Here is a 1,347-nt window from a genome sequence, read left to right as displayed (position 1 = left end):
CACTGTTTTATAGTGTGTTGTAAGTCATCGGCCTATTAGTACAGGTCAGCTACACAAGTCTTTGGGTCCTTGCTTCCACATCCTGCCTATCAACCCAGTAGTCTAGCTGGGGGCCTCACACCCTCAAAGGGGCATGGAAATCTCATCTCGAAGCAGGCTTCCCGCTTAGATGCTTTCAGCGGTTATCCCTTCCCAACGTAGCTAATCAGCGATGCACTTGGCAGTACAACTGACACACCAGAGGTTAGTCCGTCCCGGTCCTCTCGTACTAAGGACAGCCCTTCTCAAATTTCCAACGCGCGCAGCGGATAGGGACCGAACTGTCTCACGACGTTCTAAACCCAGCTCGCGTACCGCTTTAATGGGCGAACAGCCCAACCCTTGGGACCTACTCCAGCCCCAGGATGCGACGAGCCGACATCGAGGTGCCAAACCATGCCGTCGATATGGACTCTTGGGCAAGATCAGCCTGTTATCCCCGAGGTACCTTTTATCCGTTGAGCGACGGCCCTTCCACGAGGTGCCGCCGGATCACTAGTCCCGACTTTCGTCCCTGCTCGAGCTGTCACTCTCACAGTCAAGCTCCCTTGTGCACTTACACTCAACACCTGATTGCCAACCAGGCTGAGGGAACCTTTGGGCGCCTCCGTTACATTTTAGGAGGCAACCGCCCCAGTTAAACTACCCATCAGGCACTGTCCCTGAACCAGATCATGGTCCGAAGTTAGGTGACCGGTACAGCCAGAGTGGTATTTCAACGATGACTCCACCCGAACTAGCGTCCGAGCTTCACAGTCTCCCACCTATCCTACACAAGCTGCACCGAACACCAATACCAAACTATAGTAAAGGTCTCGGGGTCTTTCCGTCCTGCTGCGCGTAACGAGCATCTTTACTCGTACTGCAATTTCGCCGAGTTCATGGTTGAGACAGCGGGGAAGTCGTTACTCCATTCGTGCAGGTCGGAACTTACCCGACAAGGAATTTCGCTACCTTAGGATGGTTATAGTTACCACCGCCGTTTACTGGGGCTTAAATTCTCAGCTTCGCAACAAGTTGCTAACCGGTCCTCTTAACCTTCCAGCACCGGGCAGGAGTCAGTCCGTATACATCGTCTTGCGACTTCGCACGGACCTGTGTTTTTAGTAAACAGTCGCTTCCCCCTGGTCTCTGCGGCCCACACCCGCCTCCAAGGAGTAAATCCTCTTCACGGGGCAGGCCCCCCTTCTTCCGAAGTTACGGGGGCATTTTGCCGAGTTCCTTAACCATGATTCTCTCGATCGCCTTAGTATTCTCTACCTGATCACCTGTGTCGGTTTAGGGTACGGGCGGACTGGGACCTCGACG

General features: G+C 54.0%; 1 rRNA gene (running past one end of the window). It reads right to left on the bottom strand.

The window, feature by feature from the left end:
- Positions 1 to 14: 14 nt before the first annotated feature.
- A 23S ribosomal RNA gene (locus ACIOWL_RS21120) occupies positions 15 to 1,347 on the bottom strand (it continues 1,990 nt past the right edge of the window).

The sequence above is a fragment of the Glutamicibacter sp. NPDC087344 genome, assembly GCF_044744225.1.
GTDB lineage: Bacteria > Actinomycetota > Actinomycetes > Actinomycetales > Micrococcaceae > Glutamicibacter.
The sequence above is the reverse complement of the archived record's forward strand: the minus strand, read 5'-3'. Positions and strand labels throughout refer to the sequence as shown.